Origin of the sequence: Streptomyces sp. NPDC056738, assembly GCF_042790435.1 — a bacterium.
In the GTDB taxonomy this organism is placed as follows: domain Bacteria; phylum Actinomycetota; class Actinomycetes; order Streptomycetales; family Streptomycetaceae; genus Streptomyces.
In genome coordinates this window covers 67,801-89,446 of record NZ_JBHTZF010000009.1, presented here as the reverse complement: position 1 = coordinate 89,446, position 21,646 = coordinate 67,801, and the positions used below count along the sequence as shown (strand labels likewise).

Annotated in this window: 19 protein-coding genes and 5 tRNA genes; 16 read left to right on the top strand and 8 right to left on the bottom strand. The window is 72.8% G+C overall.

All coding sequences use genetic code 11. From position 1 onward, the window contains the following. Positions 1 to 202 precede the first annotated feature (202 nt). The 3 genes from ACFRIC_RS23875 to ACFRIC_RS23865 all read left to right on the top strand — a co-directional run bounded on the left by ACFRIC_RS23875 (position 203) and on the right by ACFRIC_RS23865 (position 2,619). Positions 203 to 1,366, top strand: coding sequence for a glycerophosphodiester phosphodiesterase (locus ACFRIC_RS23875; protein WP_382788977.1), 1,164 nt, complete (start codon positions 203 to 205; stop codon positions 1,364 to 1,366). Between the two features lie 199 nt (positions 1,367 to 1,565). Then, positions 1,566 to 2,057 carry a sigma-70 family RNA polymerase sigma factor gene (locus ACFRIC_RS23870; RefSeq protein ID WP_382788974.1) on the top strand — a complete coding sequence of 164 codons (492 nt, stop codon included), beginning with the start codon at positions 1,566 to 1,568 and terminating at the stop codon, positions 2,055 to 2,057. 58 nt (positions 2,058 to 2,115) lie between these two features. Further along, a complete protein-coding gene (locus ACFRIC_RS23865; protein WP_382788972.1) occupies positions 2,116 to 2,619 on the top strand; it encodes a GNAT family N-acetyltransferase in 504 nt (167 codons plus the stop codon). A 27-nt stretch (positions 2,620 to 2,646) separates the two neighbouring features. On the opposite strand, the gene ACFRIC_RS23860 is transcribed toward ACFRIC_RS23865, so the two are convergent. Beyond that, positions 2,647 to 3,093, bottom strand: a complete 447-nt coding sequence (locus ACFRIC_RS23860) for a hypothetical protein (RefSeq protein ID WP_382789588.1) — start codon at positions 3,091 to 3,093, stop codon at positions 2,647 to 2,649. 40 nt (positions 3,094 to 3,133) lie between these two features. Further along, positions 3,134 to 3,493: a hypothetical protein gene (locus ACFRIC_RS23855; protein WP_382788969.1), complete on the bottom strand. Its 360-nt coding sequence runs from the start codon at positions 3,491 to 3,493 to the stop codon at positions 3,134 to 3,136. A gap of 547 nt (positions 3,494 to 4,040) precedes the next feature. Here ACFRIC_RS23855 and ACFRIC_RS23850 point away from each other — a divergent pair. The 8 genes from ACFRIC_RS23850 to ACFRIC_RS23815 all read left to right on the top strand — a co-directional run bounded on the left by ACFRIC_RS23850 (position 4,041) and on the right by ACFRIC_RS23815 (position 15,533). Then, positions 4,041 to 5,132: a methionine ABC transporter ATP-binding protein gene (locus ACFRIC_RS23850; protein ID WP_382789585.1), complete on the top strand. Its 1,092-nt coding sequence runs from the start codon at positions 4,041 to 4,043 to the stop codon at positions 5,130 to 5,132. After that, on the top strand, positions 5,129 to 5,881 hold the full coding sequence (locus ACFRIC_RS23845) for a methionine ABC transporter permease (RefSeq protein ID WP_382788967.1): 753 nt from the start codon (positions 5,129 to 5,131) through the stop codon (positions 5,879 to 5,881). The genes ACFRIC_RS23850 and ACFRIC_RS23845 overlap by 4 nt, the downstream gene beginning before the upstream one ends. Positions 5,882 to 5,932: 51 nt before the next feature. Then, a complete protein-coding gene (locus tag ACFRIC_RS23840) occupies positions 5,933 to 6,763 on the top strand; it encodes a MetQ/NlpA family ABC transporter substrate-binding protein (RefSeq protein ID WP_382788964.1) in 831 nt (276 codons plus the stop codon). A 210-nt stretch (positions 6,764 to 6,973) separates the two neighbouring features. Beyond that, complete coding sequence (locus ACFRIC_RS23835; RefSeq protein WP_382788961.1) at positions 6,974 to 7,612, top strand: GNAT family N-acetyltransferase; 639 nt, start codon at positions 6,974 to 6,976, stop codon at positions 7,610 to 7,612. Positions 7,613 to 8,008: 396 nt separating this feature from the next. Further along, positions 8,009 to 9,217, top strand: coding sequence for a precorrin-6y C5,15-methyltransferase (decarboxylating) subunit CbiE (gene cbiE, locus ACFRIC_RS23830; protein WP_382788959.1), 1,209 nt, complete (start codon positions 8,009 to 8,011; stop codon positions 9,215 to 9,217). A gap of 345 nt (positions 9,218 to 9,562) precedes the next feature. Continuing rightward, positions 9,563 to 13,261, top strand: a complete 3,699-nt coding sequence (gene cobT, locus ACFRIC_RS23825; protein WP_382788957.1) for a nicotinate-nucleotide--dimethylbenzimidazole phosphoribosyltransferase — start codon at positions 9,563 to 9,565, stop codon at positions 13,259 to 13,261. 156 nt (positions 13,262 to 13,417) lie between these two features. Then, positions 13,418 to 14,650: a uroporphyrinogen-III C-methyltransferase gene (gene cobA / locus ACFRIC_RS23820; protein WP_382788954.1), complete on the top strand. Its 1,233-nt coding sequence runs from the start codon at positions 13,418 to 13,420 to the stop codon at positions 14,648 to 14,650. Positions 14,651 to 14,714: 64 nt separating this feature from the next. After that, positions 14,715 to 15,533, top strand: coding sequence for a TrmH family RNA methyltransferase (locus ACFRIC_RS23815; RefSeq protein ID WP_382788951.1), 819 nt, complete (start codon positions 14,715 to 14,717; stop codon positions 15,531 to 15,533). Positions 15,534 to 15,697: 164 nt separating this feature from the next. Here ACFRIC_RS23815 and ACFRIC_RS23810 read toward each other — a convergent pair whose 3' ends face one another. Beyond that, positions 15,698 to 17,032, bottom strand: a complete 1,335-nt coding sequence (locus tag ACFRIC_RS23810) for a serine/threonine-protein kinase (protein WP_382789582.1) — start codon at positions 17,030 to 17,032, stop codon at positions 15,698 to 15,700. A 196-nt stretch (positions 17,033 to 17,228) separates the two neighbouring features. On the opposite strand from ACFRIC_RS23810, the gene ACFRIC_RS23805 reads away from it, so the two are divergent. The 4 genes from ACFRIC_RS23805 (at position 17,229) to ACFRIC_RS23790 (ending at position 19,732) form a co-directional block, all read left to right on the top strand. Then, positions 17,229 to 17,462, top strand: a complete 234-nt coding sequence (locus ACFRIC_RS23805) for a hypothetical protein (RefSeq protein WP_326788867.1) — start codon at positions 17,229 to 17,231, stop codon at positions 17,460 to 17,462. A 241-nt stretch (positions 17,463 to 17,703) separates the two neighbouring features. Continuing rightward, positions 17,704 to 17,910 carry a hypothetical protein gene (locus ACFRIC_RS23800; protein WP_382788948.1) on the top strand — a complete coding sequence of 69 codons (207 nt, stop codon included), beginning with the start codon at positions 17,704 to 17,706 and terminating at the stop codon, positions 17,908 to 17,910. Between the two features lie 455 nt (positions 17,911 to 18,365). Continuing rightward, positions 18,366 to 19,349: a phosphotransferase family protein gene (locus tag ACFRIC_RS23795; protein ID WP_382788945.1), complete on the top strand. Its 984-nt coding sequence runs from the start codon at positions 18,366 to 18,368 to the stop codon at positions 19,347 to 19,349. 74 nt (positions 19,350 to 19,423) lie between these two features. Continuing rightward, positions 19,424 to 19,732, top strand: a complete 309-nt coding sequence (locus ACFRIC_RS23790) for a zf-TFIIB domain-containing protein (protein WP_382788942.1) — start codon at positions 19,424 to 19,426, stop codon at positions 19,730 to 19,732. Between the two features lie 174 nt (positions 19,733 to 19,906). Here the strand turns inward: ACFRIC_RS23790 and ACFRIC_RS23785 are convergent. The 5 genes from ACFRIC_RS23785 to ACFRIC_RS23765 form a co-directional block, all read right to left on the bottom strand. Beyond that, positions 19,907 to 19,978: transfer RNA gene (locus ACFRIC_RS23785), tRNA-Val, on the bottom strand. 40 nt (positions 19,979 to 20,018) lie between these two features. Then, positions 20,019 to 20,090 (bottom strand) — tRNA-Val (locus tag ACFRIC_RS23780). Between the two features lie 34 nt (positions 20,091 to 20,124). Next, positions 20,125 to 20,196: transfer RNA gene (locus ACFRIC_RS23775), tRNA-Val, on the bottom strand. 1 nt (position 20,197) lies between these two features. After that, positions 20,198 to 20,271, bottom strand: a tRNA-Cys gene (locus ACFRIC_RS23770). A 40-nt stretch (positions 20,272 to 20,311) separates the two neighbouring features. Continuing rightward, positions 20,312 to 20,384 (bottom strand) — tRNA-Gly (locus ACFRIC_RS23765). Between the two features lie 156 nt (positions 20,385 to 20,540). On the opposite strand from ACFRIC_RS23765, the gene ACFRIC_RS23760 reads away from it, so the two are divergent. Further along, positions 20,541 to 21,587, top strand: a complete 1,047-nt coding sequence (locus ACFRIC_RS23760) for a chorismate-binding protein (protein ID WP_382788940.1) — start codon at positions 20,541 to 20,543, stop codon at positions 21,585 to 21,587. The last annotated feature ends 59 nt before the right edge of the window (positions 21,588 to 21,646 follow it).

Here is a 21,646-nt window from a genome sequence, read left to right as displayed (position 1 = left end):
GCCCGGCGAGGGCCGCGCGCCCCGGGTCCTCCTCACGCCTACCCCCGACCGCCGGGCCGATGCCGACGGACCGTCAAGTTCCGCATCCCGCGGTGGATCCGAGGTCACCCACTGTTCCGCCGCGGGCCCCCCTCCCGTCACGCGGCGGCACCTACGATCGTCCCGCTTCGACAGGCAGGCACCTACGGCGGGAGGAGCGCTCATGGGAGCGCAGGAGTCGAACGGTCAGGAGCGGGGCACGGCGCGGCGGACGCTGCTTTCGGCCGCTGTGCTCGGGGCGGGCGGAGCGGCCCTCGGCCTGCCCGGCACCGCGAGCGCGGACGAACGCCACGCGGGCGGCGGCTACCGGAGCCTGCCCAGACCGACCGTCATCGGTCACCGCGGAGCCAGCGGCTACCGGCCGGAGCACACCTTCGGCTCGTACCAGCTCGCCCTCGACCTGGGCGCCGACGTCGTCGAGGCCGGCGACCTGGTCCCCACCAAGGACGGTCACCTCGTGTGCCGTCACGAACCGGAGATCGGCGGGACCACGGACGTCGCCGCGCATCCCGAGTTCGCCGCCCGCAGGACCACCAAGACGCTCGACGGCGTCCCCACCACCGGCTGGTTCACCGAGGACTTCACGCTCGCCGAGCTGAAGACCCTGCGCGCCGTCGAGCGCGTTCCCGCCAACCGTCCGCACAACACCCTCTACGACGGCCGCTGGGAGATCCCCACCTTCGAGGAGGTGCTCCGCTGGCAGGACGAGCAGACCCGCAAGCGGGGCAGGCAGGTCTGGATCTACCCCGAGACCAAGCACCCCACCTACTTCCGGGCGCTCGGCCTCGGCCTGGAGGAGCGGGTCGCGAAGCTGCTGCGCACGCACGGAAAGGACAGGAAGGACTCGCCGGTCATCCTCCAGTCCTTCGAGCCGAGCAGCATCCAGCGGCTGGACAAGCTCGTCGGCAACCCGCTCGTCGTCCTGCTGTCGGCCGCGAACACCCGCCCCTGGGACTTCGTCGCGGCGGGTGACCCCCGCACGGTCGCCGACCTCGTCACGCCCGCGGGCCTGGAGTGGATCGCCTCGTACGCGCAGGGCATCGGCCCCACCCTCGACCTGGTCATCCCGAAGGACGCGGCCGGCAACCTCACCAGCCCGACCACCCTCGTCGCCGACGCGCACCGGGCGGGCCTGATCCTGCACCCGTACACCATGCGCAACGAGAACCCCTTCCTGCCCGCGAACTTCCGCAAGGGCACGGCAGCGGACGCCTACGGGGACCCCTTCGGCGCCTTCAAGGTCTACTTCGAGACGGGCATCGACGGGGTGTTCACCGACAACGCGGACACCGCGGTGCTGGCCCGCGCGGACTTCCTGAAGCGCTGAGTCCGCCGCCCCGGGCCGCCCGCGGAACGCGGCACGAGGCCGGCGCCCGCCCGGAGCGCGGCACGAGGCGGGCGCCCGCCCGGAGCGCGGCACGAGGCGGGCGCCCGCTCTTCGTCAACGCACACCCCGGTCACCCCGGATGGGGTGAGAAGCGGCCGCCCCGGCAACCTGGCGCCGGGGCGGCCGCGTCGTGCCGCACATGACGCACGAAATGCTCACCACCCTGCGCCCGCTGCTCGTCGCCGAGGCGTCGGCGGAGGCCCATGGCTCCGGCGCCGAGAGGGGCGACCTGGAACAGGCCGTCTGGCTGCGGCTGCTGGAACGACTGGAGACGACGGGACCGCCCGCCGACCCGGGGCGCTGGGTGCGCCGGGCCGTCCGCTCGGAGGCCCGCCGCTGCCGGCGCAGGGCGCGTGCCGAGCGGCCCTACGCCACCGAGCCCGCCGACGACGCCCCCGGCCCGGAGCAGCGGGCGATGGCCGGCGACCGGCGGCGTGAGCTGCACGAGGCGGTGCGCCGGCTGCCCGGCCGCTGCCCCGGTCTGATGGCCGCCCTGCTCTCCCCGGAGGACCTCACCTACCGGGAGATCGCAGGCGAGTTGGGTATCTCACAGGGCAATCTTGGTCCGGAACGCTCCAGATGTCTTGGATGTCTTCGCCGATTGCTGACGCCGGAGGTTGCGGCCCGCTGACGACGGGGATAGGAGTGGGGGACGACCGGTGGAACAGGTGAGCGGGAGGCATGCACACATGGGCATGAGCGTGACCATCTCGGCGGCGACCGAGCAGGATGCGGAATCGATCCTGAAGCTGCAGTACCTCTGCTATCAGAGCGAGGCCGAGCTGTACGGCGACTACGGCATCGAGCCGCTCACCCAGCCGCTCGACTCCCTCAGGGCGGAACTGGCGGACGGCACCGTCCTGGTGGCCCGGCTCGGCGACGAGGTGGTGGCCTCGGTACGCGGCGCCGTCGACGCCGACGGCACGGCCCGCATCAACAAGCTCATCGTGCACCCGCGCATGCAGCGGCACGGCCTGGGCGGACGTCTGCTCGACGCCATCGAGGCGCGCCTGGGCACCGAGGGCGCGGCCAAGTCCTTCCAGCTCTTCACCGGCCACCGCAGCGAGCGCAACCTGCGCCTGTACCGCAAGCACGGTTACGCCCCCGTCTCGCAGGAGCGGGTGGGCGAGCGCATGACGCTGGTGACCCTGGCCAAGGGCGCCGACGCAGGCGCGTACGCCGCCAGCGCCTGAGCGGGCGCCCGGCCTCGGCCGGGGCCGTCAGCCGGCGTTCGTACGCGCCTTGCGCAGCCAGTACATCGCCGACAGCGGCAGCAGGACCGGGATGAAGAGATAACCCATGCCGTAGTCCGACCACACCGTGGCGTCGGGGAACGCGGACGGCTCGGCCAGCGTCCAGGTCCCGACGATCAGTACGCCCGCGAGCTCGGCGGCGCAGCACACCAGCGCCGCCCTGCGCGCCGTCTCGCCGCCGCGCACGAGCGAGTACGTGATGAACCCGTAGACGAGACCGGCGACCGCCGACAGCGAGTAGGCGAGCGGCGCCTTGTCGAACTGCGTGGAGATCTGCACGGCCGACCGTGAGACCGCGCCGACCACCATCACGCCGTACAGCCACACCAGCAGGATGCCCGGGCCGCTGATGAGCCGCGCCCGCTTCGTGCCCGCGGCCGCTTCCGCCGAGGTCCCGCCCTGGTCGTCCCGCATGTCCTGCGTCACGGTCGTGTTCTCCTCCGTGGCCGTCATCTCAGCCTCCCCAGATGTCGTAGAGCCGGACCTCGAGCACGGCGAGGACGATGCCGCCGGCCGCCACGGTGACCGAACCCCAGCGGGTGCGCTCCGCGAGCGACATGAATCCCGCGGCCGGGATGCAGGCGAACGCGCCGATCAGATACGCGACGAAGATGGTCGTGCCCTGCTCCGGCTTCTCGCCGCGCGCGAGCTGGACGACGCCGATCACGAGCTGGACCAGCGCGAGCACGCTCACCACGGCCATGCCGATGAAGTGCCAGTCCTTGGTGGGCTGATCGCGGTGTGCGGCCCAGCCGCACCAGGCGGCGAGCGCGAGCGCGGCGACGGCGGTCGCGACCGTCAGGGCATCAAACATGCCGTGACCCTATTACGGGCCAAAAGACCTGATGCGCTCGCCCCCGGGCTGCCCCACGGGCCACTGCCCGCCGGGCTCCGCGCGGACCGGGCGACGGGCGGGCCCACCGTGGCGTTGGCCACAACGCACCGGGCCGGTGACCCCGACGCCGGCCTCGCGGCCGAGGGCCGCTCGCCCTTGTCCGTACTGGTGACGGACGAGGGGATCGGGATCTTCCGCAGCGGCCGAGGTGTCCACGAAACCGTCCATCGCTGTCCGCTATTCGGACAGCGGTGGCGGTCCTGGGGCCCTGGTCTGCTTTACTTCCTTCCATGACCACGACGAGCGACCGCATCCTTGCGACCGAGGCGACCATGACGCCCGGTGCTCGTTGTATGTGTCGAATGTGTGCCTGCTAGAGGGCCCCCGCACCACCGCTTGATCCCGCGCCCCGAAGCGGGACCGCCGCGCCCAGTGTCCGTACCGCGTACGTGACCGGGCTGCCCCGCGCACACGTTCTCCTTCCGGTTCCATCGCCAACGCGAGAACCGTGCCGCGTTCCGACCGCATGCACCCGTGCCCGGCGCACACCCACGCCCCGCACTCGACAGTGACGGAATTCCCAGTGATCACGACAACGGGCCTCACCAAGGTCTACCGCTCGCGCGGCCGTGAAGTGACCGCCCTCGACGGCGTCGATCTCCACGTCCGCGAAGGCGAGGTGTTCGGCGTCATCGGCCAGTCCGGTGCCGGCAAGTCCTCGCTCATCCGCTGCGTCAACCTCCTGGAGCGCCCCAGCTCCGGCACGGTCACCGTCGCCGGCCAGGACCTCACCGCCCTCGCCGGGCGCGGCCCGCGCGCCGGCCGGGAGCTCCGCCAGGCGCGCAGCCGGATCGGCATGGTCTTCCAGCACTTCAACCTGCTGTCCTCGCGGACCGTCCAGGAGAACATCGAGCTGCCGCTCGAAATCCTTGGCGTGTCAGGGAAGGAACGTTCCTCCAAGGCGCTCGGGCTGCTCGACCTCGTCGGGCTCTCCGACAAGGCCAAGGCCTACCCCGCGCAGCTCTCCGGCGGCCAGAAGCAACGCGTCGGCATCGCCCGCGCGCTGGCCGGCGACCCGAAGGTGCTGCTGTCCGACGAGGCCACCAGCGCCCTCGACCCGGAGACCACCCGCTCCATCCTGGAACTGCTGCGCGACCTGAACCGCCGGCTGGGCCTGACCGTCCTGCTCATCACCCACGAGATGGACGTCGTCAAGACGGTCTGCGACTCGGCCGCGCTGATGGACAGGGGCCGCATCGTCGAGTCCGGCACCGTCAGCGAACTCCTCGCGACGCCCGGCTCCGAGCTGGCCGCCGCGCTCTTCCCGGTCAGCGGCACCGCCTCCGGCGAGGACCGCACCGTCATCGACGTCACCTTCCACGGCGAGTCGGCCACCCAGCCGGTCATCTCCCAGCTCTCGCGCACCTACAACATCGACATCTCGATCCTCGGCGCCGCGATGGACACCGTCGCGGGCCGGCAGGTCGGCCGGATGCGCATCGAACTGCCCGGCCGCTACGAGGAGAACGTCGTGCCGATCGGATTCCTCCGCGAGCAGGGCCTGCAGATCGACATCCAGGGGCAGCAGCCCGTCCTGGTGAAGGAAGGTGCCAAGTGACCTGGTCCGAGATGCAGCCACTGCTGTCCCAGGCGTGTTGGGACACGCTCTACATGGTCGGCTGGTCCACGGTGATCGCCGTGCTCGGCGGCCTTCCGCTGGGCGTCCTGCTGGTCCTCACCGACCGCGGCGGCCTGCTGCAGAACACGCTGGTGAACAAGGTCATCGGCCAGGTCGTGAACGTCGTCCGCTCGATGCCCTTCATCATCCTGATGGTCGCTCTGATGACCTTCACCCGCTGGATCGTCGGCACGACCATCGGCCGGGAGGCGGCCATCGTGCCCCTCGCCGTCGGCGCCATCCCGTTCTTCGCGCGGCTCGTCGAGACGTCCGTGCGCGAGGTCGACGGCGGTCTCGTCGAGGCCGTGCAGTCGATGGGCGGCAACACCTGGACCGTCGTCCGCAAGGTGCTCGTACCCGAGTCCCTGCCGTCGCTGATCTCGGCCACCACGACCACGATCGTCGCCATCATCGGCTACTCCGCGATGGCCGGCACCGTCGGCGCGGGCGGCCTCGGCGACCTCGCCATCCGCTACGGCTACCAGCGATTCGAGTCCCAGATGATGTGGCTCATCGTCGCGGTCCTCGCCGTCGTCATCGCCGTCGTCCAGTTCGCGGGCGACTCGGGCGCCCGGGTCCTGCACCGCCGCGCCGGCAAGGGCGGCGAACCGCTCCGCTTCCGCGTCCTCGGCGGATTCCTGCCCGGCGGCCCGGCCGGCGCCACCCGCGCCAAGACCGCCGATTCCTGACTCCCCGCCTCACCCGGCGGGTTGCACCACCCATGGAGAAAGGCACTTTTCGTGCGTAACACCACCAAGATCACCGCAGCAGTCCTCGCCACCGGCGCCCTCACCCTGGGCCTGACCGCCTGCGGCTCCGGCTCGTCCGACGACAAGGCCAAGGCGACCGACACCCTCGTCGTCGCGGCCACGCCCGTCCCGCACGCCGAGATCCTCGACTACATCAAGGACCACCTGGCGAAGAAGGCCGGCCTCAAGCTGGAGGTCAAGGAGTTCACCGACTACGTCCAGCCGAACACGGCCACCGAGGACGGGTCCGTCGACGCCAACTACTTCCAGACCCAGCCGTACCTGGAGGACTTCAACAAGAAGAACTCCACGCACCTCGCCTCGGTCGCCACCGTCCACCTGGAGCCCCTCGGTCTCTACTCCGAGAAGGCCAAGAAGGTCGACGAGCTGAAGAAGGGCGGCACCGTCGCCGTCCCGAACGACGCCGACAACGAGGCGCGGGCGCTGCGCTTCCTCGCCTCCACCGGGCTCATCACGCTCAAGAGCGGCTCCGAGGGCACCGCGACCCCGCAGGACATCGAGAAGAACCCGAAGGACCTTCAGTTCAAGGAGATCGAGGCGGCCCAGACCCCCCGCTCCCTGAAGGACGTCGACGCCGCCGTCATCAACGGCAACTACGCGATCGGCGCCGGACTCTCGCCCGCCAAGGACGCCCTGGCCCTGGAGTCCACCAAGAACAACGCGTACAACAACGTCCTCGCCGTGAAGCAGGGCAACGAGAACGACCCGCGCGTGAAGAAGCTCGCGAAGCTCCTCACCTCGCCCGAGGTCAAGAAGTTCATCGAGGACAAGTACAAGGGCTCCGTCCTCCCGTCCTTCTGAGCCCCGCCCTTCCGGCCGGCTTCGTCTCGAACGGGCCCGGGCCCGGGCCGATTTGCGGCCCGCGGCCCGACTCGTCACCGCACGGGGTCCACTCCATTACCCGGAGTGGACCCCGTTGTGCCGTTCAGTGGTTTCATGCTGCATGCTGGGCAGTTCAGCGGACCCGACGGTATATCAGGTCCGAAGTCCCCGACGGTTACGGAGCGTCGCATGACGAGCACCTTCCCCGACATCTCCATCAGCACGGAGCGGTTGGTCCTGCGTGCGCTCGACGAGGACGACGTGCCCGCGCTGACGGAGATGATGAACGACGAGATGGTGGCGGCCTGGACGTCGATCCCCCAGCCGTTCACCGAGGACGGCGCCCGCGACTGGATCGCCGACTACGCCCCCACGGAACGCGCCCGGGGGCGTGGACTCGACCTCGCCGTGACCGAGTTCCTCACCCAGCGACTCGTCGGCGTCATCCAGCTCGGGAAGACCAACTGGCGCGTCAGGTCCACCGAGCTGTCGTACATCATCGCCCCCTGGGCGCGCGGCGAGGGGTACGCGTCCGAGGCCGCGCTCGCCACCGCCCGCTGGCTCTTCCGCGAGCAGAAGTTCGAGCGCGTGGAACTGCGCACGGCAGCGGGCAACACCGCCTCGCAGCAGGTGGCCCAGAAGATCGGGTGCATCAGCGAGGGCGTGCTGCGCAACGCCTGCATAGCCCGCACCCGGACCGAGGACGGGAACTGGGTGGACCTGCGCACCGACTTCATCGTGTGGAGCCTGCTGCCCGAGGACCTCGACGGCATGGACGGTCACCTCACGGACTCGGGCGGCTTCGCCTCCTTCAACGACTGGAACTGACCCGCACCGGCGAACGGGAGCCGTCACGGCGGGGCGTGCACGGTGAGGACGGGTAGTGCGCGGCTCCGGCAGGGCGTGTGCGGCCATGGCCGGTCGTAAGCGGTCACGGGGGGGGTCGTATACGGTCGGGTCGAGTCACATGGGTGTACGGCGGTCAGCTCACCGGATACCGGTCACGCGACCGCGGATACGGACGCGGATACGGATACGGACGCGGAGCCGGACCGGGACGCGTGGACCCGGGCCGTCGTACCGGCTCCTCGCCCCGGCGCGGCGGGCCCGCTCCCCGCGCCACGCCGACCGTCACACGCCCGGCGCGCCGCACCGGGGTACCCTCACCAAGCCCGCCCGGGCTGCACCTGAGACCTGCGAAGACCTGTCTGGAGACTGACGACGATGGCCGACCGGGTCACGGTGATCGGCTGGGACGGCTCGCCGCTGCCCGTTGCGGCGCGCTCCGCTCTCGGTGCCGCCACACTGGTGGCCGGAGCGGCCCATCATCTCGACCTCCCCGAAGTGCCCGAGGGCGCCGAGCGCGTGAGGCTCGGCAGCGTCGGCCTCGCCGCCCGCCGCATCGCGAGCCACCGGGGCACCGCCGTCGTCCTCGCCGACGGGGACCCCGGATTCTTCGGCATCGTACGGACCCTGCGCGCGCCCGAGTTCGGCCTGGAGGTCGAGGTCGTGCCCGCCGTCTCCGCCGTGGCCGCCGCCTTCGCCCGCGCCGGAATGCCCTGGGACGACGCCCAAGTGGTCGTCGCACACAGCCGCACGCTGCGACGCGCGGTGAATGTATGCCGAGCCCACACCAAGGTTGCCGTCCTCACCTCACCCGGCGCCGGGCCCGCCGAACTCGGGCTGCTGCTCGAAGGAGTGCACCGCACCTTCGTCATCTGCGAGGAACTCGGCACCTCCCGGGAACAGGTCACGATCCTCACCTCCGACAAGGCGGCCGACCACACCTGGCGCGACCCGAACGTCGTGATCGTCATCGGCGGCTTCGTCGCTGCGGCCGAGGGCGGCTGGATCGCCGGCCGGGAACCCGCCGGCGGGCCGCGCGGCTGGGCGCTGCCCGCGCGGGCGTACGGCGGCGCCCTCGGCGAGGGCGAGGCGGATCTGCTGCGCGCCGCCCAACTCGCCCGGCTGGGACCGCGCGTCGGCGACCTCGTCTGGGACATCGGCTGCGGCAGCGGTGCCTTCGCCACCGAGGCCGCCCGCACCGGTGCCGCCGTCATCGCGGTCGACCGCAGTCCCGGCTCCTGCGCCCGCACCGAGCACTCGGCCCGCCGCTACGGCGTGCAGATGCAGATCGTGCACGGCAGTGCCCCGCACGTCCTCGAGGACCTGCCCGAACCCGATGTCGTGCGGGTCGGCGGCGGGGGAGCGGCCGTCGTCTCCGCGGTCGCCGACCGCCGCCCCCAGCGGATCGTCGCGCACGCCGCGACCCGTGACGCGGCCGAACTCATCGGCCGCGATCTGAGCGAGCACGGCTACGACGTCGAGTGCGCGCTCATTCAGTCCGTCGAACTCGATACACGGGCCTGGACGGAGAAGGAGCGGAGCGTCGCGTTCCTGCTCAGCGGCCGTCTGCCGGATCGCGCCCCGTGATCCTGTTGTCGTACCGCGCGCGGTAGGCTGGCCGATCGTTGTACCGCTCCTGGGGGTCGGCCTTTCGTAGGTCAATGTCCGGAAAACCCGCCCGTTTTGAGGCGTGTGTGGTACGGCGCAACCCGGAGGACGCGCAACGTGGCGTAGTCCACAGCGGGCTCTCGCGGATCACGCTGTCGCGAGGGCGGGATGACCGGGACAATGCCTGTTAATGGCTTTGTCGTCTTTGTTGGCCGGTCGTACGTGCCGCTGGGCACGCACGCTCGTTCTTCACTGTGGGGCGGTCGGTGCGCCGTTCCGGGCGAGCTGGACTTTGGAGCACTAACCGATGGGCGAGGGGTACGCATGACCGACACCGGCCAGGTCCCGGGCGAGGGAATGCCGGAGAGCGCAGGCATGGTGGAGCAGCCGGGCGTCACCACACCGGGCGCGTACACCTACCTCGACTCTCCCGAGAGCCCCGTCGAGGAGGACGACCTCCTTCTCCTGCCGGGCGCGCCCGGAGCCCAGGGTGCCTGGGGCAACGAGGTGCCGCCGCCGGCCCCGATGCCCTTCTCCGACGAACCCGGCCCGCACGAGACGGACGGACGCGACACCGGCGCGATCGACCTCGGCGCCGTGCGCGCGCCGAGCCCGGCGCCCGTGCCCCAGCCGGCCCCGCAGCCCGTGACGCCGCGCCGTCCGCTGCACCTCGGCCCGCCCACGCCGGACGGATCCTCCAGCCCGGTGCGCTCGCTGGCCGACCGCGGACCCGCGGGCGCCCGCCCGAGCACCATGGCCACCCCGGTGACCCCGCTGCGTCAGGCCGGCCCGCCGACCGTCGGTCCCGAGTACCTGGACGTGGCCGCGCCCGTCGACGCCGCGCCGCAGGCCGCGGCGCCGTGGGGGACGGTGCTCGTCGGCGGCGAGGCCGTGACCGCCGTGGCCCACGAGGTGCCGCTGCCCGAGTCCGCCGTGAGCGGGGAACCCGTACCGGTTCCCGAGACGCCGCAGGCCGCCGAGGCCGAGCAGGTACCCGGCCTCGTGGCGGCGCCCTTCGTCCACGACCCGGCCCAGCCGCAGGTGCCGGCGGCCGACGGCACGGCGCTCGACCTCCAGGACCAGACCGACGTCCCGGCTCCCGAGGCCGAATCCGCGACGGACGACTCGGCCGCCCGGCAGATCCCCGCCGCCCCGCAGTTCCAGGACGCCCCGGTCGCACCGGCCGCGGCCGACCTCGGGGACCCGGCCGTGAGCGAGACGCCCGGGCACGAGGCCGTACCGGCGCAGCCCACCGAGGACACCGGGCACATCGCCGTGCCCGCGCAGCCGCTCGCGCCCGCCGAGGACCCCACGCCGGCCGAGGACCCCGCCGCGCAGGTCCCGGCGCAGCTCGCCGACCCGGACACCCACGCGGCGGACCCGGCCGCCCCCGACGTCCAGGAGGCCGGCTTCACCGAGCCCGCCGTCGAGACGCCGGAGCCCGCCGCCCCCCTCGCGGACGACGCGTCCCTGCCCGGCACGGAGCCGTCCCTCGGCGTCCCGGCCGTCGCCCACGCCTACGAGACCCCGGACTCCGCCCTGTCGGCGCTCTCCGCGCGCTCGGCGGAGGCCTCGCTCGGCGGTCAGGGGCTCGCCCTCGACGCGATCCAGGCCCAGCAGTTCACCGACCGGCTCACCGCCGTGGAGAACGGCGCGGTGCCGTCCGAGGACGGCCCCCTCGCCGACGAGGCCGACGCCCTGCCCGCGTCCGGCACCGTCGACCCGCAGGCCGTGGCCGTCGGCGTGGCCGCGCAGGGCGAGGCCGCCCACCTGGCCGCCGATCCGCACCAGCCCGCCGCCGATCCGCACCAGCCGATCGCCGGTCCGCACCACCCGGCGCACGGCGACCAGCACCCCGAGAGCGCCCTGGACGAGGCGGGCGTCCCCGGATTCCCCGGCGCGCCCCTCGTTCCCCAGGCCGACCGGAGTCTCGGCGGATTCGTGTCCGTGGACGGCCCGGTGCCCATGACCGTCCACGCCGACCCGACCCCGCCGCACGGCATGACCCTGGCGCCCGCGCCCGACGAGGAACAGCCTCCCGCGCAGGACCTCCAGGCCGTCGTACCGCTCCCGGCCGAGGAGATTCCCGCGGCGGAGGCCGAGCCGATCGCCCAGGCGTCGGTGCCCGCCCCCCGGGAGGCGGAGGCCGACCCCGAGGCCATGCCCGTGGCGGAGCCGCTCCCCGCGGAGCCGGAGCCCATGGCCGCACAGCAAGCGGAGGACCTGCACACGCAGGTCGCCGACCAGGAAGAGAGCACGGCCGTGGTGGAAGACGTACGCGAGTCGACCGGCCCGGCGGCCGCAGGCTTCAACGACGCCGAACGCGAGGCCGTCCTGCGCGTGATCCGCGAGCGCCGCGACATCCGCAACGGCTTCCGCGACGACCCCATCCCGCACGACGTGCTGCTGCGCGTCCTGGAGGCCGCGCACACCGCGCCGTCCGTCGGCCACTCCCAGCCCTGGGACTTCGTCGTCATCCGCTCCGCCGAGACCCGGCGCAGCATGCACGAACTCGCCCAGCGCCAGCGCGAGGCCTACGCCAAGTCGCTTCCCAAGGGCCGCGCCAAGCAGTTCAAGGAAATGAAGATCGAGGCCATCCTCGACACCCCGGTGAACGTCGTCGTCACCGCCGACCCGACCCGTGGCGGACGCCACACCCTCGGCCGGCACACCCAGCCGCAGATGGCCCCGTACTCCGCCGCGCTCGCCGTGGAGAACTTCTGGCTCGCCGCCCGCGCCGAGGGCCTCGGCGTCGGCTGGGTCAGCTTCTTCGACGAGCGCGAGATGGTCCGCGCGCTCGGCCTGCCCGAGCACCTGGAGGTCGTCGCCTACCTGTGCGTCGGGTACGTCGACGAGTTCCCGGAGGAGCCCGAGCTGATGCAGGCCGGCTGGTCCAAGCGCCGCCCCCTGTCGTGGGTCGTCCACGAGGAGACGTACGGCCGTCGCGCGCTGCCCGGCGAGGAGCCGCACGACCTGCTCGCCGAGACGGTCTCCAACATCCGCCCGCTCGACGCCAAGGCGCTCGGCGAGGCGTGGGAGCGCCAGAAGCGGATGACCAAGCCCGCGGGCGCCCTCGGCATGCTGGAGATCATCTCCGCGCAGTTGTCGGGCCTGTCCCGGATGTGCCCGCCGCCGATCCCGGAGCCGGCCGCCGTCGCGATCTTCGCCGGTGACCACGGTGTCCACGCGCAGGGTGTCACCCCCTGGCCGCAGGAGGTCACCGGCCAGATGGTGGCCAACTTCCTCGGCGGCGGCGCGGTCTGCAACGCGTTCGCCAACCAGGTGGGCGCCGAGGTCTGCGTCGTCGACGTGGGCGTCGCCTCCGACCTCCCCGCCACACCGGGTCTGCTGCCGCGCAAGGTCCGGGCGGGCACCGCCGACATGACCACCGGTCCGGCCATGACCCGCGAAGAGGCCGTCGCCGCGCTGGAGGTGGGCATCGAGACGGCCCGCGACCTGGTGGCCGCGGGCAACAAGGCCCTGCTCACCGGCGAGATGGGCATCGCCAACACGACCGCGTCGGCCGCCCTGATCTCGGTGTTCACCGGCGCCGACCCGGCCGAGGTCACGGGCCGCGGCACGGGCATCAACGACGAGACCCTGGCCCGCAAGACCGAGGTCGTCCGGCGCGCCATCGAGTTCCACCAGCCGGACCCGGCGGACCCGATCGGCGTCCTCGCCGCGATCGGCGGCCTGGAGCACGCCGCGATGGTCGGTCTGCTCCTCGGCGGGGCGTCCCTGCGGACGCCGGTGATCCTGGACGGCGTCAGCGCGGGAGCCGCCGCGCTGGTGGCCCGCGCCATCGCCCCCGAGGTCCTGGCCGCCTGCATCGCGGGCCACCGCAGCGCCGAACCCGGACACGTGGCCGCCCTGAACAAGCTGGGCCTGCGCCCGCTGATCGACCTCGACCTGCGCCTCGGTGAGGGCACCGGCGCCCTGCTCGCCCTGCCCATCGTGCAGAGCGCGGCGCGGGCGATGCACGAGGTCGCCACGTTCGACTCGGCCGGGGTGACCGAGAAGTAGGCCCCGGCACCGGTGGGGTGGGGCGGGCAGGCGTTCCGACCTGCCCGCCCCACCCTCGCCGTAGTCTGGATCCCTACCGAAGAACCCCACGTCAGGGCCGCTCCAGAGCCGCAGCGCCCCACCGCACCGCCTGCCCGTACGAGGAGCCGCACCTCCATGGCCGAACACCCCGCCTACCCCGTAGGCCTCCGCCTCGCCGGCCGTCGTGTCGTCGTCCTCGGCGGCGGCCAGGTGGCCCAGCGCCGGCTCCCCGCGCTCATCGCGGCGGGCGCGGACGTCCACCTCGTCTCCCCGCAGGCCACCCCGTCCGTCGAGGCGATGGCCGACGCGGGCGAGATCACCTGGACCAGGCGCCCGTACGAGCAGGGCGACCTCGCCGACGCCTGGTACGCGCTCATCGCCACCAGTGACCCCGAGGCCAGCGCCGAGGCCAGTGCCGAGGCCGAGAGCCGGCGCGTCTGGTGCGTCCGCTCGGACGACGCCGACGCGGCGACCGCCTGGACCCCGGCCACCGGCCACAGCGAGGGCGTGACCGTCGCCGTCCTCACCACCGACGCCAAGGGCCGCGACCCCCGCCGCACCGCCGCCATCCGCGACGCCGTGGTCGAGGGCCTGCGCGACGGCACGCTCGTCGCGCCGCACCACCGCACCCGCACCCCCGGCGTCGCCCTGGTCGGCGGCGGCCCCGGCGACCCCGACCTGATCACCGTCCGCGGCCGCCGGCTGCTCGCCGAGGCCGACGTGGTCATCGCCGACCGCCTCGGCCCCCGCGACCTGCTCGCCGAACTCCCGCCGCACGTCGAGGTGATCGACGCGGCGAAGATCCCGTACGGCCGGTTCATGGCCCAGGAGGCCATCAACAACGCGCTCATCGAGCACGCGCGGCAGGGCAAGTCCGTCGTCCGGCTCAAGGGCGGCGACCCGTTCGTCTTCGGCCGCGGTATGGAGGAGGCCCAGGCGCTCGCCGAGGCCGGCATCCCCTGCACGGTCGTCCCCGGCATCTCCAGCTCGATCTCGGTGCCGGGCGCCGCGGGGATCCCCGTCACCCACCGGGGTGTCGCCCACGAGTTCACCGTGGTCAGCGGTCATGTCGCCCCCGACGACGAGCGCTCCCTCGTCGACTGGCCCGCCCTCGCCAAGCTGCGCGGCACCCTCGTCGTCCTCATGGGCGTCGACAAGATCGGCAAGATCGCCGACACCCTCGTCGCGCACGGCAAGCCCGCCGACACCCCCGTCGCCCTCGTCCAGGAGGGCACGACCGCCGCGCAGCGCCGCGTCGACGCCACCCTGGCCACCGTCGCCGACACCGTGCGCGCGGAGGACGTGCGGCCGCCCGCCGTCATCGTCATCGGCGAGGTCGTGGACGTCGGTCCCGGGCTTCCCGAGTAACCCCGGGTAACACAACCCGTTCCCAGCCGTTGGCACCGCACCCAGGACAAGGCAGTATCACCCTGTGGCCGATCTCATCACCGTCGAGAACCCCGACGACCCGCGTCTGCGCGACTACACGGGCCTGACCGACGTGGAACTGCGCCGCAAGCGCGAACCCGCCGAGGGCCTGTTCATCGCCGAGGGCGAGAAGGTCATCAGACGGGCCAAGGACGCCGGCTACGAGATGCGCTCGATGCTGCTGTCCGCCAAGTGGGTCGACGTCATGCGCGACGTCATCGACGAACTCCCGGCACCCGTCTACGCGGTCAGCCCCGAGCTCGCCGAGCAGGTCACCGGCTATCACGTGCACCGCGGAGCACTCGCCTCGATGCAGCGCAAGCCGCTGCCCACGGCCGAGGAACTGCTGCGCACCGCACGCCGCGTCGTCGTCATGGAGTCGGTCAACGACCACACCAACATCGGCGCCATCTTCCGCTCCGCCGCCGCGCTCGGCATGGACGCGGTGCTGCTCTCCCCGGACTGCGCCGACCCCCTCTACCGCCGCTCGGTGAAGGTCTCGATGGGCGCCGTCTTCTCGGTCCCGTACGCCCGTCTCGACACCTGGCCCAAGGGCCTGGAGTCGGTCCGCGACGCCGGGTTCAACCTGCTCGCCCTCACCCCGGACGAGAAGGCGCGGTCCCTCGACGAGGCCGCCCCGCACACGATGGACCGGGTCGCGCTGATGCTCGGCGCTGAGGGCGACGGGCTGTCCACCCGGGCCCTGATGGCGGCCGACGAATGGGTCCGCATCCCGATGGCCCACGGAGTCGACTCCCTGAACGTCGGCGCGGCGGCCGCCGTCGCCTTCTACGCGGTGGCGACGGGCCGGCCCACGAGCTGAGAGCCCCGCTCCACGGAGTGCCGCCGTCGGGGTGTCGTCAGGGCCGGATCGGATCAGGATCGGCCCGGCCCGAAAGGCACCCCTGGCCCGTCGTCGTGCGGGCCCTGGCCGTCGTCGAACCGCCCCGGCCGCAGTGATGCAGCCCTGGCCGCAGGGGTGCAGCCCTAGCCGTAGTGGTGGAGTGCGCCCCGGTCCGGACGGTCGGCCGCGACGCCCACCGCCAGGGCCCCGGACGCCGACCGTTCGCGCTGTACGCCGCCCCGCGGGCCGTCGTCGAGTCCCCGGGACGGCCCCTGGCATCCCTGCGCGGCCGCGATACCCAGCGCGACCAGCAGCGTCACCACCACGAACACGAAGAGCCGCTGGCGCAGCAGCCGCGGATTGGCGGGCCGCCGGCCGGTGCCGGTGGTGCGCGGACCGGTGCGTCCGGTGCCGCTGCGCGGGGCGGGCCTGTTGCCGGTGCGGCCCGTGTTGCGGGCGGGCGCCGGACGCGAACCCGACCGCGATCCGCCGTTCGTGCCGCCGGTGCGCGGCACGGGAGTGGTCCCGCGCGGCGGGGGAGTGGTCCCCGGCCGCCGCTGGGTGCGCTGCTCGGCGTACTGCTCGGCCAGACGGCCCGTCGGACGGTCCGGGTCCGAGCGCGGCGCGGGCGGCCGCGCGTCCACCATGCCCTGGGCCTCGCGGGCCGCGATCTCCTTGAGCCGCAGGGACAGTTGGAGGGTGCTGGGCCGTTCCTCGGGGTCCTTGGCCAGGCAGGCCCGGACGAGCGGGGCGAGCGCGTCCGGTACGCCGTGGAGGTGGGGCTCCTCGTGCACCACGCGGTAGAGCATCACCTCGGAGCTGCCCTGCCCGAACGGTGAGTCCTGGGTGGCCGCGTACGCGAGGGTCGCCCCGAGCGCGAAGACGTCGGTCGCCGGGGTGACGGCGACGCCGCGCACCTGCTCCGGCGCCAGGAAGCCCGGGGAGCCGACCGCCGTGCCGACGTGCGTGAGCGTGCTCGCCCCCGTGGCCCATGCGATCCCGAAGTCGATGATCCGCGGTCCCTTCGGGGACAGCAGGATGTTGGACGGCTTGAGGTCACGGTGGACCACCCCGGCCTCGTGCACCGCGACCAGGCCCTCCGAGAGGGCGGCGCCGACGGCGGCCACGTCGGCGGCCGACAGCGGCCCCTCCTCCGCGACCTTGTCGTGCAGCGAGGGGCCGGGCACGTACTGGGTGGCGAACCACGGACGCTCCGCCTCCAGGTCCGCGGCGACGAGCCGCGCCGTGCAGCCGCCCCTGATCCGCCGTGCCGCCGAGACCTCGCGCGCGAACCGGGAACGGAATTCCTGATCCTCCGCCAGATCAGGCCGGATCACCTTCAGTGCGACCCGCTGGCCCCGCCGGTCGGAGCCCAGGTAGACAACACCCATACCCCCCGCGCCGAGCCGTCGGTGAAGCCTGAACGAGCCGACGACACGCGGGTCCTCGCGCCTCAGGCGCATCATCGCCATGTCCATCCCCGCTGCCCGGTCCGTTTGACGAGCCACAGCTTACGTTTCCACGGCCGGGTGCGCGCAGAGGCCGCGCCCTCTCGTCCCGATCGATTGTCAGTGCCGGGTGGGAAACTTGAGAGGTGGTCAGGGAGCGTGCGAACAGCGCCTCCTTGGCCTGCTCTTGATCCCAACCATCCATCGCTGAAGGGGGATTGAGCCCGTGAGGGGTGACCGCGTGGAGATAGTCGTGGACGCAGGGGACACGACGCGCACGTACGAGGTGGTGGCGAGCAGGGCGGGTCGCCGGGTGGAGACGGCGGTGCGCCGAGGTGTGGTGGAAGTGAGCGAAGTCACTCGAAACGGAACAGTGGTACGGACCGCCCGCTTCATGGCGACTCGGGTGCTGGCACTCGTGGAGCAGCCGGTTCCGCGGGAGGACAGCTCGGAACAGTAGGGGCACATCGGACGTCCCCTCCGGGAAGACCCCGAGACCTGGGCCCGCGTCTCCACCCACGGTAGTACTCAGCAGGTCACGGCTCATCCTCCGGGAGGCCCGGCAATCGGTACGAGGGCATGACGACCCGTCGTCGTCGCGCGCCTAGATTTGAGGTCAAGCGGCGGGTGCAGCACTCGTCCCCCGAGGTCAGACACCCGCCGCTGCCAGGCACAACAGAATCTCGGTCAGGAGAGGGACCATGGCCCACACGGCATCGCGGACGGAGCTCCGCACGCAGGGACGCAAGGCGTACGCCGCCGCGTTCGGCACCCGCCAGGGCCGCCGCCACCCCTTGGTGGCGACAGCGATGGTCCTTCCTCTGGCGGCCCTGCTCGTGGTCGTCTTCGGCGGCTGGGACGCGGTGGTCACACAGGCGTCGTCCGTGGGCGTGATGCTGGGGCGCTGAGCGGCGCCCCAGGCCCGGAAGAGCGGTCCGGGCGGGGACATCCGGCCATGAAACCCCGTGGGGACGGGGGTGCGGCGGACGGCAGGAAGATGCCCGCGCAGCTGGGGAGCTGCGCGGGCATCTCTTTTTGTACGGGGGCGAGGCGCGGGGCGCGGTGACAGGGGCCGGGGTGACGGGGGCGGCGTCGTGCCCGGTGCCTGGGCGCCGGCTGTCCAGAGTGTCCGGGCCGCCGACGCGTTGCGGTTCCGGGTGCCCGAGCTGCCGGTTGTCGGGGCTGTCGGGTGTCTGGGGTCGTCGTGGCGCCGGTCCGTTGACGTGCCGGGTGGCCGGGGAGCCGCGGTGCCGGGTGTTCGGGGTGGGCTTCGGCTGCGTACCCTCACCCGGAGGTGTCCCGGCCGGGCACCGCCGTCGTCGGCGGGCTCCGTACCGGGCCGTCGTCCAGTCCAGGGAGATCCGTGACCGTGCGCAGCCTGCCGACCGTGCTCGGCGCCGCGGCGCGTGCCGCGGCTCATCGGGCCGCCGCACCCGTGGCAGTACTTGGTCCCCGCGGAGCCGGTCCCCGCGGAACCTGTTCCTGCGGTGCCGAGCACACGCTCCTCGCGGACCGCGACGACGGCACCGTGGTCCGCCACGGCGGCATCGTCGCCAAGGCCCACGCCCCGGACACGGAACCCCACGCCCTCGCCCTCCGCGTCGCCGCGGCCACGCGCCTCCCCGGCATCCTCCTGCCGCCGGTGGACCCGGCCCCCGCCGACCTCCTCGGCCGCCGGGTGACCCTCTGGCCGTACGGCGTTCCCGTCGACCCCGACGCACCCGACGCGGCCCCCTGGGAGGCCGCCGCGACCCTGCTGGCCCGCCTGCACCGGGCGCCCGCTCCGGACGGGCTGCCGCCCATGCGGGGCCCCGTCAAGGCCGCCCGCGCGCTCGCCCGGATGCGCGCGGCCGGCCCGCACCCGGCCGCCGCCCCGGTCCTGCGGGCCTGGGCCGCGCTCCCCGCCTGGGCGCGGGCCGAGGCCCCGATGCCGGACGCGACGACCCTGTGTCACGGCGACCTGCATCTCGGCCAGCTCATACGCCACCCCGCGCCGGACGGTCCCTGGCTCCTCATCGACGTCGACGACCTGGGCGTCGGCGTCCCGGCCTGGGACCTGGCCCGCCCCGCCGCCTGGTACGCCTGCGGGCTGCTGCCGCCCGACGCGTGGTTCCGCTTCCTGGCCGCCTACCGGTCCGCGGGCGGCCCCGCCGTCCCGGCGGACGGCGATCCCTGGCCCGCCCTGGACGTCGCCGCCCGCGCCCTCACCGTGCAGACGGCCGCCATCGCGGTCGCCAAATCCGCCGCCGCGGAACGGCCGTTGGACGAGGTGCAGCAGGCCGTGGTCGACGCCTGCGACCGAATGAGTGCCGTCCCGCCCGAGTTGACCCGAGGATTGGCGACGTAGGCTGCAACCGACCGAGGCCGGACAGTGTCTGTCCTGGCGGAAGCAGTACCGACCGGCGAGGAGTTGAGCCGAGCATGCAGTGTCCGAAATGTCATGCGCCGATGCACACGTACAACCGCAATGGCGTCCAGATCGAGCAGTGCAGCGGCTGCCGCGGGATCTTTCTCGACTACGGCGAGCTGGAGGCGCTGACCCGCGTCGAGTCGCAGTGGTCCCAGCCCGCGCCGCCGCCCCCGGGCGCCCCGCAGGCGTACCCGTCCGCGCCGGCCCCCGCGTGGGGTGCCCCGCAGCACGGCGGTCACGGCGGCCACGGCGGTCACTACGGCGGCCATGGCGGCCACCACCGTCACAAGAGCTTCGGCCACATGCTCTTCTCCTCCTGAGCCATCCGTCCTGAGCCATCCGAAGGGGCCCCTCCCGATCAGAGGGGCCCCTTCGGCGTGTCCGGGCCCCCGCGACTCAGGTCACACAGGTCCGCCGGACCGGCCAGGGGCCGAGGGCCAGGGGTCGGGGAACGACGAAGCCCCCGGTCGCCGAGACGACCGGGGGCTTGCTTGTGCGCGATACTGGGATTGAACCAGTGACCTCTTCCGTGTCAGGGAAGCGCTCTCCCGCTGAGCTAATCGCGCAGGTCACGCGACCGAAGCCACGCTTGCTGCTGGTACTGCGTGCGCGATACTGGGATTGAACCAGTGACCTCTTCCGTGTCAGGGAAGCGCTCTCCCGCTGAGCTAATCGCGCGGGGATCCTCGCGGATCGAGTCCTTGCGGACCAGTGGACGATACTGGGATTGAACCAGTGACCTCTTCCGTGTCAGGGAAGCGCTCTCCCGCTGAGCTAATCGTCCTTGGAGGTGGAGACGGGATTTGAACCCGTGTAGACGGCTTTGCAGGCCGTTGCCTCGCCTCTCGGCCACTCCACCAGGAGTGCGGGGGTTCGGGAAGATCCCCCACTTTCCTGCGAGCGGACGACCAGGTTCGAACTGGCGACCTCAACCTTGGCAAGGTTGCGCTCTACCAACTGAGCTACGTCCGCTTGTCGTTTCCGTTTCGCTTGCGCGTCCCGGCGACGAGTTGAACTCTAGCGGATTCCCGGGCCAGCACAAAAACGCGTTTGTGCAGCGTGCTGCGGTCTGTCCCCCCGAGGACATGGTCAGGGCACTCGCGGGACACCCGCCCTAGACTCGTCTGCGTGCTCGACCTCCCTCCTCTCGCCCGTTTCGGCGGCCTCGTCGCCACCGGTCTCCTCGACGTCACCAGCGATCCCGCGGCCCTGGACTCGACCGGCTTCTGGGCCGTCTCGGCCGACTTCGAAGGGCGTCTGACCTGCGCCCGCTTCCGTGACGTACGAGAGGAGCCGGTGCCCGCCCCGGTGCCCGGACGGTGGCACGGACCGGCGGCCGGTGACTGGACGTCGTCCCTCGACCGCGCCGCGTACACCGCCGGTGTACGACGTATCCGTGAGCACATCGCGGCCGGCGAGGTCTATCAGGCGAACCTCTGCCGCGTGCTCTCCGCGCCCGTCCCGGCCGACGCCGACGTCGACGAGCTCACCGCCCTGCTGGCCCGCGGCAACCCGGCCCCGTACGCGGGAACGATTCGGCTGCCGGACCACGGCGTCGAGATAGCCACCGCCTCCCCGGAACTCTTCCTGCGCCGCGCGGGCCGTTCCGTCGAGTCGGGGCCGATCAAGGGCACCGGACGCACCGAGGCGGACCTCCTGGACAAGGACTACGCCGAGAACGTGATGATCGTGGACCTCGTCCGCAACGACATCGGCCAGGTCTGCGCCACCGGCACCGTGACCGTGCCCGACCTGTGCGTCGTCGAGAAGCACCCGGGGCTCGTGCACCTCGTCTCCACGGTCGGCGGCGAACTGCGCGAGGACGTGGGCTGGCCCGAGCTCCTCGCCGCGGCCTTCCCGCCCGGCTCCGTCACCGGCGCCCCGAAGTCCAGCGCCCTGCGGATCATCGACGCCCTGGAGACCGCGCCGCGCGGCCCGTACTGCGGAGGCATCGGCTGGGTCGACGCCGACCGCGGCACCGGCGAGCTGGCCGTGGGCATCCGCACCTTCTGGATCGACCGCGCCGACGGCGTCCTGCGCTTCGGCACGGGAGCCGGCATCACCTGGGGATCCGACCCCGAGGGGGAGTGGCGGGAGACCGAGCTGAAGGCGTCCCGGCTGCTCGCGGTAGCGTCGGGAACGTACGACGCGGGTGACGGAACCCTCACCGACTGACCCGGTTCCCGGGTCGGCGCGGGGGACCGGGGCCGGAACACCGTGCCGGAGGACACGTC

What these genes read in the sequence shown, in the direction of transcription:
- ACFRIC_RS23860 (WP_382789588.1), bottom strand. Translation starts at nt 3,093, where the DNA reads ATGCGGGACGACCAGGGCGGGACCTCGGCGGAAGCGGCCGCGGGCACG.
- ACFRIC_RS23865 (WP_382788972.1), top strand. Translation starts at nt 2,116, where the DNA reads ATGGGCATGAGCGTGACCATCTCGGCGGCGACCGAGCAGGATGCGGAA.
- ACFRIC_RS23855 (WP_382788969.1), bottom strand. Translation starts at nt 3,493, where the DNA reads ATGTTTGATGCCCTGACGGTCGCGACCGCCGTCGCCGCGCTCGCGCTC.
- cobA (WP_382788954.1), top strand. Translation starts at nt 13,418, where the DNA reads ATGGCCGAACACCCCGCCTACCCCGTAGGCCTCCGCCTCGCCGGCCGT.
- ACFRIC_RS23800 (WP_382788948.1), top strand. Translation starts at nt 17,704, where the DNA reads ATGGCCCACACGGCATCGCGGACGGAGCTCCGCACGCAGGGACGCAAG.
- cobT (WP_382788957.1), top strand. Translation starts at nt 9,563, where the DNA reads ATGACCGACACCGGCCAGGTCCCGGGCGAGGGAATGCCGGAGAGCGCA.
- ACFRIC_RS23870 (WP_382788974.1), top strand. Translation starts at nt 1,566, where the DNA reads ATGACGCACGAAATGCTCACCACCCTGCGCCCGCTGCTCGTCGCCGAG.
- ACFRIC_RS23875 (WP_382788977.1), top strand. Translation starts at nt 203, where the DNA reads ATGGGAGCGCAGGAGTCGAACGGTCAGGAGCGGGGCACGGCGCGGCGG.
- ACFRIC_RS23790 (WP_382788942.1), top strand. Translation starts at nt 19,424, where the DNA reads ATGCAGTGTCCGAAATGTCATGCGCCGATGCACACGTACAACCGCAAT.
- cbiE (WP_382788959.1), top strand. Translation starts at nt 8,009, where the DNA reads ATGGCCGACCGGGTCACGGTGATCGGCTGGGACGGCTCGCCGCTGCCC.
- ACFRIC_RS23835 (WP_382788961.1), top strand. Translation starts at nt 6,974, where the DNA reads ATGACGAGCACCTTCCCCGACATCTCCATCAGCACGGAGCGGTTGGTC.
- ACFRIC_RS23810 (WP_382789582.1), bottom strand. Translation starts at nt 17,032, where the DNA reads ATGGACATGGCGATGATGCGCCTGAGGCGCGAGGACCCGCGTGTCGTC.
- ACFRIC_RS23850 (WP_382789585.1), top strand. Translation starts at nt 4,041, where the DNA reads ATGCACCCGTGCCCGGCGCACACCCACGCCCCGCACTCGACAGTGACG.